Origin of the sequence: Flavobacterium panici (assembly GCF_903819335.1) — a bacterium.
Lineage (GTDB): Bacteria > Bacteroidota > Bacteroidia > Flavobacteriales > Flavobacteriaceae > Flavobacterium > Flavobacterium panici.
In genome coordinates this window covers 147,280-159,288 of sequence record NZ_CAIJDE010000038.1, presented here as the reverse complement: position 1 = coordinate 159,288, position 12,009 = coordinate 147,280, and the positions used below count along the sequence as shown (strand labels likewise).

General features: G+C 34.3%; 4 protein-coding genes. All 4 read left to right on the top strand.

Going from position 1 to position 12,009, the window contains the following annotated elements; genetic code table 11:
* Positions 1 to 1,203: 1,203 nt before the first annotated feature.
* The 4 genes from FLAPXU55_RS10005 (at position 1,204) to sov (ending at position 11,982) form a co-directional block, all read left to right on the top strand.
* Positions 1,204 to 1,629: a CBS domain-containing protein gene (locus tag FLAPXU55_RS10005; protein WP_053471668.1), complete on the top strand. Its 426-nt coding sequence runs from the start codon at positions 1,204 to 1,206 to the stop codon at positions 1,627 to 1,629.
* Between the two features lie 154 nt (positions 1,630 to 1,783).
* Positions 1,784 to 4,075, top strand: a complete 2,292-nt coding sequence (locus FLAPXU55_RS10000; protein WP_053471667.1) for an NADP-dependent malic enzyme — start codon at positions 1,784 to 1,786, stop codon at positions 4,073 to 4,075.
* A gap of 80 nt (positions 4,076 to 4,155) precedes the next feature.
* Complete coding sequence (ruvA, locus tag FLAPXU55_RS09995) at positions 4,156 to 4,737, top strand: Holliday junction branch migration protein RuvA (protein WP_053471666.1); 582 nt, start codon at positions 4,156 to 4,158, stop codon at positions 4,735 to 4,737.
* Between the two features lie 24 nt (positions 4,738 to 4,761).
* The gene (gene sov / locus FLAPXU55_RS09990; protein WP_180857534.1) at positions 4,762 to 11,982 is read left to right on the top strand and encodes a T9SS outer membrane translocon Sov/SprA; all 7,221 of its coding nucleotides are present in this window, start codon (positions 4,762 to 4,764) and stop codon (positions 11,980 to 11,982) included.
* Positions 11,983 to 12,009: the final 27 nt, after the last annotated feature.

Sequence of the window (12,009 nt, the reverse complement as noted above, 5' to 3'; positions counted from 1 at the left end):
ATATATCGGTAGCCATTTAAAAATATCAACATGCATTTGTCTGGTAGAGACTATACGTTTAATATTGTTTCATATCTCCCTACGGGAAATTGTTTGGGTGGAAATTTCTTTTTTTTCTACCAACCAGTTACTCCTAACGGAGTATTTCTAAAAATTTAAATTCGGTTTGGTCATTTTAATATTTCGTAGAAATTATATATCGGTAGCTATTATAATATCGGCCATGCATTTTGTCTCGTCGAGACTATACGTTTAATATTGTTTCATATCTCCCTACGGGAAATTATTGAATTGATGATTTCATTTTTCTACCAACCAATTACTCCTAACGGAGTATTTCTAAAAATTTATATTCGGTTTTGTCATTTTAATATTTCGTAGAAATTATATATCGGTAGCTATTATAATATCGGCCATGCATTTTGTCCCGGAGGGACTATACATTTAATATTGTTTATATCTCCCTACGGGAAATTGTTTGGGTGGAAATTTCTTTTTTTTCTACCAACCAATTACTCCTAACGGAGTATTTTCTTAAAATTTAAATTCGGTTTTGTCATCATTTAATATTTCGTAGAAATTATATATCGGTAGCAATTGTAAAATATCGTCGTGCATTTTGTCCCGTAGAGACTATACGTTTAATATTGTTTCATATCTCCCTACGGGAAATTATTGGATGAATGATTTCATTTTTTCTACCAACCAGATACTCCTAACGGAGTATTCCATACAAATTATAACATTTGATTTTACCGATATTTAATTCCTAATGGAATTTTTCTAATATTGAATTTCTACGAAGCACTCCGTTAGGAGTGACTGGTCGGTAGCAAAAAAAAAATATCCGACATGCATTTTGTCCCGGAGGGACTATACATTTAATATTATATTATATATCTCCCACGAAATATTTTGGAATGATGTTTCTGCTAATATCTAATTCCAAACAAAAATCTTAAACTATAATATTTAAATTTTAAGAAAATACTCCGTTAGGAGTAACTGGTTGGTAAATGTTAAAAAATCTAATTTTCTCTAAAAAAACTTTGTAAATCTTTTCTTTCTTTAACGTATAATTTTTAAAATTTTAATTTTTGTGTATTTTGTTTAAAATGAGCAATTTGTGTTTTTAAAAAATCGATTTCGTTGCGCATTGTATTTGTTTTTATTTTAACTTTATAAATCTAAAATTTTTCAGATATGACTGTACATCAAATACTTAATGCAAAAGGAAGGAATGTATATTCCGTACGTTCAACAACAACCGTTTTTGAAGCCTTAAAAGTAATGGGCGATAAAAACATAGGCGCCATTCTTGTTATTGACGGAAACGATTTAAAAGGGATTTTGTCTGAGAGAGATTATGCTCGAAAAATTGTTTTAAAAGACAAATCTTCAAAAGAAACTTTTGTACATGAAATTATGGAAAGCAATGTTTTCTCGGTACTGCTTTCAAATAATATCGAAGACTGCATGGAACTCATGAGTTCAAAAAGAATCAGACATCTTCCTGTTTTAGAAGATGGAACAGTAGTGGGAATTATTTCAATTAGCGATGTTGTTAAGGCAATTATCGAAATTCAAAAAGACACTATTAATCACTTAAACTCTTACATATCACAGTAAATACTTATTAAAATACTTTTTTCAATAGTCCGATACAGCTCGGACTATTTTTTTTGACTTCTCGATTTTGATATTTTAACAAAAGAAAGAACCAAAACGCCCCATTTTAAAACTAAGACTTATATCTTTGTAAGCTAGAATAAAAGCTAAAATAATGAACAAAGAGAGTAAAAAAAGAGAGGCGTTACTGTATCACTCAGAGCCAACTCCAGGAAAAATTCAGGTAGTTCCAACAAAAAAATATGCAACCCAAAGAGATTTATCGCTGGCTTATTCGCCAGGAGTTGCTGAGCCTTGTTTAGCAATTGCAGAAAACATTGAAGATGTATACAAATACACTGCAAAAGGAAATTTAGTTGCTGTAATTTCAAACGGTACAGCTGTTTTAGGTCTTGGAGACATAGGTCCGGAAGCAGGAAAACCTGTAATGGAAGGAAAAGGGTTGTTGTTTAAAATATTCTCTGATATTGACGTTTTTGACATCGAAGTTGGTACAAAAGATGTTGAAGAATTTATTCAGACTGTAAAAAATATTGCTCCAACTTTTGGAGGTATTAATCTTGAAGATATCAAAGCACCGGAATCTTTTGAAATCGAAAGAAGATTAATAGAAGAATTAGATATTCCGGTAATGCACGATGACCAGCACGGAACTGCAATTATTTCTTCTGCAGCTTTAATCAATGCGCTTGAATTAGCAGGAAAAAAAGCCGAAGATGTAAAAGTAGTAGTTTCCGGAGCAGGATCTGCAGCAATTGCCTGCACAGACTTATATGTATTATTAGGAGTAAAAGTGGAGAATGTTTTAATGTATAACAGTAAAGGACTTTTAACAAAAGACAATCCTTCATTATCAGATTTACAATTAAAATATGCAATCGACGGTCCAAAAATTGAATTAGCAGAAGCTGTAAAAGGAGCTGACGTTTTCATCGGATTATCATCTGGAGATATTCTTTCGCCAGAAATGCTATTGACAATGAAAGATAACCCGATTGTTTTTGCAATGGCAAATCCAAATCCGGAGATCGATTATAACTTAGCTGTAGAAACTCGTAAAGATGTTATTATGGCTACAGGCCGTTCTGATTTTCCTAATCAGGTAAATAACGTTTTAGGATTTCCTTATATTTTTAGAGGAGCTTTAGACGTACGTGCTACAAAAATTAACGAAGCTATGAAAATGGCTGCTGTAAAAGCATTGGCTATTTTAGCAAAAGAACCAGTTCCAGAACAGGTTAACGTAGCTTATGGAGCAACAAAATTAGGTTTCGGACAAGAATATATCATTCCAAAACCATTTGATCCTAGATTAATTACCGTTGTGGCGCCTGCAGTTGCAAAAGCAGCAATGGAATCTGGAGTAGCAAAAAATCCTATTACAGACTGGGCAGCTTATGAAGATAAGCTTCGCGAACGTATGGGTAATGATAATAAAATGGTTCGTTTAATTACAAACCGTGCTAAATTAGATCCTAAACGAATTGTTTTTGCTGAGGCAGACCAATTAAATGTATTAAAAGCAGCGCAGATTGTACACGAAGACGGAATTGGTATTCCGGTTTTATTAGGAAGCAGAGAGACTATTTTAGAATTAAAAGAAGAATTAGGTTTTGATGCTGAATTAGAAATCATTGATCCTAAAACAAACGAAGAAGAAGAAAGACGTAACAAATTTGCAGCTTCATACTGGGAAACAAGAGAACGCAGAGGAGTTTCATTGCTTGATGCTCAAAAATTCATGCGCGAAAGAAACTATTTCGCTGCCATGATGGTAAACGAAGGCGAAGCAGATGCTCTTGTAACAGGTTACTCAAGAAGTTACCCAAGTGTAGTAAAACCAATGCTTCAATTGATTGAAAAAGCACACGGAGCTTCACTTGTTGCAACAGCAAACATGATGTTAACGTCTCGCGGGCCAATGTTTTTATCAGATACTGCAATAAACATCAACCCATCATCTGAAGATTTAGTGAACATTGCATTAATGACAGCTAAAACAGCAAAAATGTTCGGAATTGAACCTGTTATTGCAATGGTTTCGTATTCAAACTTTGGTTCATCATCACATCAAAATGCTTCAAAAGTAAGAGATGCTGTAGCGTATTTGCATAAAAATCACCCTGAGATGGTCGTAGATGGTGAAATTCAGGCAGACTTTGCTTTAAATTCAGAAATGCTTCAGGAGAAATTTCCTTTCTCTAAATTAGCAGGAAAAAAAGTAAATACACTGATATTCCCTAACTTAGAGTCAGCAAATATCACTTATAAGCTGATGAAAGAATTGAATAAATCAGCTTCTATTGGACCAATTATGATGGGATTAAATAAACCTGTTCACATTTTTCAATTAGGAGCAAGCGTTGAAGAAATGGTAAACATGGCAGCAATCGCTGTTATCGACGCTCAAGAAAAAGAAAATAAAAAAAATAAATTGGCTCAATAAGTAGAATTAAATAAGGATCAAATAATATTGTCTTATTTTTATTGCATTTTTATTATATTTGATACTTATTAATAATACATATGATAGCACATTTGCAGGGGAAATTAGTCGAAAAGAATCCCACAGAAGTTGTAATTGATTGCGGTGGAGTAGGATACCACGTAAATATTTCTTTACATACTTTTTCATTAATCCCTAATGCTGATTTTATAAAATTGTATACGCATCTTCAAATCAAAGAAGATGCGCATACTTTATTTGGATTTGTAGAAAAATCTGAACGAGAAATATTTAGAATGCTTTTGTCTGTATCAGGCATTGGAGCAAACATTGCACGAACAATGCTTTCTTCAATAGAACCAAGACAAATTATTAATGCAATTGCCTCAGGAGATGTTGGTTTAATCCAATCCATAAAAGGAATTGGAAACAAAACTGCACAGCGAGTAATACTTGATTTGAAAGAAAAAGTGTTAAAGTTGTACGATTTGGATGAAGTTTCAGTAGTTCAAAACAATACAAATCGAGATGAAGCGTTATCTGCTTTGGAAGTTTTAGGTTTCGTTCGAAAAACTTCAGAAAAAGTGGTAGAAAAGATCGTAAAAGAAGATCCGGAAGCTACTGTAGAAACGATCATCAAAAAGGCTTTAAAAAGCTTATAAAACCAATTTTTTATAACCAATTGTATGCGTAAAATTTGTATTTTTTTACTGGTTTTATTTTGTGGTAATGTTATACGATCACAAGTAAATCCGGCGGTTCAAGATACAACTAAAACTCAGTTTTCTGTAGGGAAACTCGAGATCGATAATCCTCCAAGCATACTTTCGGCTTATAAATACGATCCCATTACAGATCGATATATTTACACTACTTCGGTTGATGGCTTTTCAATCGACTATCCTCTTGTTTTAACTCCTAAAGAATATGAAGATTTAGTTCTAAAAGAATCACGAAGAGATTATTTTAGAAAAAAAGCAGATGCAATCGACGGTAAAAAAACCGGGGCCGAAGCGGCTAAAAAAGATTTACTGCCAAGATACTATATCAATTCAAGTCTTTTTGAAAGTGTTTTTGGAAGTAACACCATTGATGTAAAACCAACGGGTTCTGTCGAAATGGATTTAGGTGTTCGTTACACCAAACAAGACAACCCTTCATTCTCACCCCGAAACAGATCAAGTCTTACCTTCGACTTCGATCAGCGTATCAGTATGAGTTTAATGGGGAAAGTAGGAACAAGATTAGAGGTAAATGCTAATTACGATACCCAATCAACATTTGCATTTCAAAACTTATTTAAGTTAGCGTACACTCCTTCCGAAGATGATATTATTCAAAAAGTAGAAGTAGGTAACGTGAGTATGCCGCTGAATAGTACCTTGATACGTGGAGCGCAAAGTTTATTCGGAGTAAAAGCACAATTGCAATTTGGTAAAACAACCATTACAGGGGTTTTCTCTGAGCAAAAATCACAAACAAAAAGTGTAGTTGCAGAAAACGGAGGAACGGTTCAAAACTTTGATTTATATGCTTTAGACTACGATAGTGATCGTCACTTTTTCTTATCTCAATATTTTAGAAATAAGTACGATGCATCATTAAAAAAATATCCATTTATTGACAGCCGTGTTCAAATTACAAGATTAGAAGTTTGGGTAACAAACAAACAAAATCGTGTAAGTACGAATAATAATAACTTAAGAAATATTATCGCGCTTCAGGATTTAGGTGAAGCTCAAATTACAGGAATTCCAGATAATCAAGTTGTCGTTATTAGTTCAACTGCAGGATTTTTCAATAATGGGATAGATTCGCCAACCGATAACAATAACAATAAGTACGACCCGGCAACAATAGGTCAGGCAAGTTCTTTCCTGAATTCTAAAATTAGAGAAATTGTAACAGCAAAAGCGGGATTCAACAATACAAACGTAAGTGAAGCAACAGATTATTCAGTTTTAGAAAATGCCAGAAAATTAACCACGGCAGAATATACATTTAATCCACAGTTAGGATACCTTTCTTTGCAACAGCGTTTGGCAAATGATGAAATTCTGGCTGTTGCCTTCGAATATACCATTGGAGGAAAAGTGTACCAAGTTGGAGAATTTGGTAGTGATGGTGTCGACGGAACAGTCGTAACAGGAAATAACAACGCAAATCAGGCAATTATTACGCAGAGTTTAGTTTTAAAAATGCTGAAAAGTAATTTGACAAACGTTCAAAATCCGGTTTGGAACCTGATGATGAAAAACGTTTATCAAATTCCACAGGCATATCAAATTAAACAAGACGATTTCAGGTTAAATATTCTTTACACAGATCCTTCGCCAATAAATTATATCACGCCGGTTCAGGGATCAAGTTTTCCTGCAAACCCAACATCGGATATGAAGGTAGAAAATACCCCATTATTAAATGTTTTCAACCTAGACCGTTTAAATTATAATAACGATCCACAAGCTGGAGGTGATGGTTTCTTCGATTATATTCCGGGTGTTACAGTCGATGTTCAAAACGGACGAATTATATTTACCACAAAAGAACCTTTTGGGGAACTTATATTTGATAAATTGAAAGATGGTGGTCAAAATTATAACGATCCATCAACCTATAATGCAAACCAGCAGAAGTACGTATTTAGAAATATGTACCGAAATACACAAGCAGGTGCATTGCAGGACAGTGATAAAAATAAATTCTTATTAAGAGGAAAATACAAATCATCCGGAAGTAACGGAATCCCTATTGGAGCGTTCAATGTACCGCAAGGTTCTGTTGTAGTTACGGCAGCCGGAAGGGTTTTAGTTGAAGGAATTGACTATAGTGTCGATTATCAATTAGGAAGGGTTCAAATTCTTGATCCTTCATTGCAGGCATCAAATACGCCAATTGAAGTTTCATTAGAAAACAACTCCATCTTCGGACAACAGACCCGAAGATTTATGGGATTAAATGTCGAGCATAAAATTTCGGATAAATTTGTAGTGGGCGGAACTTTCTTAAAAATGACAGAAAGACCATTTACCCAAAAATCAAGTTATGGTCAGGAATCTGTAAACAATACCATTTTTGGATTCAACGGAAACTATTCAACAGAAGTTCCATTCTTAACCAGATTAGCAAACAAGCTTCCAAATGTTGATACAGATGTTCCTTCGAATTTATCTATTCGTGGTGAAGTTGCATTTTTAAAACCAGATGCGCCAAAAGCCAGTGATTTTGAAGGAGAAGCAACAATTTATGTTGATGATTTTGAAGGTTCGCAGTCAACTATAGATATGCGTTCTGCTTATGCATGGAGTTTATCTTCTGTTCCATTTATTAATAATGATGCAGATAATACCTTTAATGCAGGTTTTAATACTTTAGATTACGGTTTTAAAAGAGCAAAATTATCCTGGTATACCATTGACCCGGTATTTTATACCTCAAAACCATCAGGAATCTCAAATGATGATTTATCATTAAATACAACAAGAAGAATTTATAGTAGAGAGTTATATCCAAATACAGATATTGCTCAAGGACAAATTCAGGTAGTTAATACACTTGATTTAACATATTACCCATCTGAAAGAGGTCCGTATAATAATAATCCAGATTTTGGAACCACTAATCCGGCAACAAATTTTGGAGGGATTATGCGTGCTTTAAATTCAACCAATTTTGAGCAGGGAAATGTTGAATATATTCAATTTTGGGTTCTTGATCCATATGTTGGAAACTCAGAAGCACCGGCAAATAATACAGGTAAAATTTATTTCAACTTAGGAGAAATTTCTGAAGATGTTTTAAAAGACGGAAGAAAGCAATACGAAAACGGATTAGGACCAGATCAAATTAAGGTTAATCCGAGGCCGCTTTGGGGAGATGTTCCGGCTTCGCAATCTTTAATTTATGCTTTTGATACTAATCCTGACAATAGAAAAAATCAGGATATTGGTTTAGATGGATTGCCAAGTTCTCAGGAAGGTCAAATTTATACCAATTATGCAGGCGAGGCAGATCCGGCTGCAGATGATTATACGTATTATTTAAATACAGATGGAGGCGTTTTAGAACGCTATAAAAATTATAACGGTACAGAAGGAAACTCTGCAGTAAGCATCGACGATCCTAATCGTGGTTCTACAACTCTGCCGGATGTTGAAGATATTAACCGTGACAACACAATGAGTACCATCAATGCGTATTATGAATATAGTATTGATATTAAACCAGGAATGCAGATTGGTCAAAACTACATTACAGATATTCGTGAACCGGGTGATTTAGGACCTATAGAATTGCCAAATGGAGGAACAACAACTGCCAGATGGATTCAATTTAAAATCCCTGTTTCGCAGCCGCAAAATACGATTGGAAACATTACAGACTTTAGATCTATTCGTTTCATGCGTATGTTCATGACTGGGTTTAGCAGTCAGGCAACGGTACGTTTTGGTGCTTTAGATTTAGTAAGAGGGGAATGGAGAAGATACACAGGGACACTAGATGTTAACCACCCAAAACCAGAAGATTCTACTGTAGAATTTGATGTTGCAGCGGTAAACATTCAGGAAAACAGTAATAAATGTCCGGTTAACTATGTAATTCCGCCGGGAGTACAAAGAGAACAGTTGTACAATAACAACACGGTTATTAATCAAAACGAACAAGCTTTAGCAGTAAGAGTTGCGGGTTCAGGGTTACAATACCAAGATTCGAGAGCAGTTTTCAAAAACGTAAGTGTTGATATGCGTCAGTATAAAAAACTGAAAATGTTTTTACACGCAGAATCTTTACCACGTGAAAACACACTTGAAAATGATGAAATGGTAGGTTTCATTCGTTTTGGAAATGACTTTACACAAAACTTCTATCAAGTAGAAATTCCTTTAAAAGTAACTCCTACAGGAGCATCTTGTAACATAAGTCCGGATCATGTTTGGATGGAAGAAAATGATATTGATTTGGCGCTCGAATTGCTGACTAAAATGAAAATCAAAGGGATGAGCATTGATATCAATTCTACTAAAAGAGATGTCAATGGAATTTATTACCCGGATAATGATCCGGATGTTGAAGGCGGTGACGGAAGCGACAGATTAACTTTAGGTATTAAAGGAAATCCTAACTTCGGTTTAGTCCGAAACTTAATGGTCGGAGTAAAGAGTAGGGCAGATCATAAAGATATTAAAGGAGAGGTTTGGTTTAACGAACTTCGTATGTCTGATTTAGAAAACAAAGGCGGTATGGCTGCGATATTAAATGTCGACACCAATATGGCCGATCTTGCTACACTTTCTGCAACGGGTAGAAAAAGTACAATTGGTTTTGGGTCTTTAGAGCAGGGAGCAAACGAACGCAGCCGTGAAGATATCCAGCAGTATAACATTGTTACTAATTTAAACTTAGGAAAATTACTGCCTAAAAAATGGGGAATTAACCTGCCATTTAATTATGCAATTGGCGAAGAAGTAATTACTCCGGAATATGATCCGTTCAACCAGGATATTAAGTTAGATCAATTAATTAGAGAAACGACAGATCAGGCAGAAAAAGACAATATTAGAACTCGTGCGGTAGATTATACAAAACGAAAAAGTATCAACTTTATCGGCGTAAGAAAAGACAGAGCACAAGAGCAAAAACCTCACGTTTATGATGTGGAGAATTTTACATTTTCACAATCCTACAATCAGGTGGAACGTCATGATTATGAAGTTGAAAACTATGAAGACGAACAATCAAATACGGCTGTAAACTATGCTTACACATTCCAGCCAAAAGAAGTTGTTCCGTTTAAGAGTACTAAATTCATGAAGAAAAGTGATTACTGGAAATTGCTAAGTGATTTCAACTTTAATTATCTTCCTTCAAATATATCTTTCAACTCTAATATTTTAAGACAAAGTAATCGTCAGCAATTTAGAGAAGTTGAATTAACTGAAAATAGTATTGGACTTGATCCGCTTTACAGAAGAAATTTTGCCTTTAATTATCAATATGGTTTTGGTTTTAATTTAACTAAATCTTTAAAGCTGAATTATAGTGCAACATCAAATAACATTGTTCGAAACTTCTTAAACGATGACAATACTCCAAAAGAAGATTTTAATATCTGGGATGATTATTTTGATATTGGAACACCAAACCAGCACGCACAGCAATTGGTCTTGAATTATGAAATTCCAATTAATAAAATTCCAATTTTTAGTTTTGTAAAAGCAAGTTATTCTTATACGGCAGATTATAACTGGCAGCGTTCATCAACAGCGTTTTCTCAATACGAAGATCCTAATACCGGTGCTATTTATGATTTAGGAAATACAATTCAAAATGCGAACTCAAATACGCTTACAACGACCTTAACTATGGCTACGCTGTATAAGTATTTAGGTTTAGTTCCTGGTGCAAAAAAGCAAGCGAAGCCTAAACCGGCAGCTCCGCCAAAACCGGGAGAAAAAATTGTAAATACAGCTAAACCAGTAGTAAGCAGCAGTCCGTTCTACGATGGTTTAATAGGCGTATTAACAAGTCTTAAAAATGTACAAATTAATTATACCAAAAACAGCGGAACCGTTTTACCGGGTTATACGCCAAGTATTGGTTTCTTAGGAACATCTAAACCAAGTTTAGGATTTATTTTTGGAAGTCAGGATGATGTACGTTACGAAGCGGCTAAAAACGGATGGTTAACAACTTATCAGGATTTTAACCAAAGCTACTCGCAGGTTACTAATAAACTGTTGAAGGTTACAGCTAATATTGATTTATTGCCAGATTTAAAAGTTGATTTGTCGATGGACCGCTCTTATTCTGAAAATACTTCAGAACAATATACAGTTGATCCTGCGACTCGTGAATATATGCCGTTGTCTCCTTATACTTATGGAATGTTCTCTATTTCGACAGTATTAATAAAAACAGCTTTTCAAACCAGCAACGAAAATGAGTCAGCTGCATTTGATGATTTTAGAAATAACCGTTTAATAATTGCAAACCGTTTGGCAGAGCAGCATTACGGTTCAGGAGTTGAGATTCCAAGATATGGAGATGTGAACAATCCAATTCCGGCACCGACAGCTCCAAATTATGCGATTTATACTGCCAATGAAGGGTATCCAATAGGATACACTAAGAGTAATCAGGCCGTATTGTTGCCGTCATTCCTTGCTGCGTATGCAGGAAATGATGCTTCTAGTTCATCAACAGATATATTTAGAAGTTTCCCAATTCCAAACTGGAGTATTAAGTACAATGGGTTAATGCGTTATAAATATTTCAAGGATAAATTCAAGCGTTTTTCATTACAGCATAATTATAGAGCATCGTATACTATCAATCAGTTTAGATCAAACTTTGATTATAATGATACGCCAACAGTACAGGACGTTAATACCAATTTCTTCAATAAAATTATTATGTCGAATATCAACTTGGTAGAGCAATTCAGCCCGTTAATCAGAATGGATTTTGAGTTGAAAAGTTCGCTGAGAGTTCTTTCTGAAATTAAAAAAGACAGAGCTTTATCAATGAGTTTTGACAATAATTTATTGACAGAAGTTAAAGGTATAGAATACGTAGTTGGTTTAGGATATCGATTTAAAGACGTTATATTTTCATCAAGACTTGCTGATAATCCAACAGGAATTATTAAAAGTGATATCAACATAAAAGCTGATTTTTCATTTAGAAATAATCAAACTTTAGTTCGTTACTTAGATTATGATAACAATCAATTAGCGGCCGGACAAAATATCTGGTCATTAAAATTAACAGCAGATTATTCATTTAGCAAAAACCTTACGGCAATATTCTATTATGATCATTCGTTCTCAAAGGCAGTGATTTCAACATCATTCCCTTTAACGAACATTCGATCTGGTTTTACGCTTCGATATAATTTCGGAAATTAAATTTAGGTTTATAATCGAGAATTTATT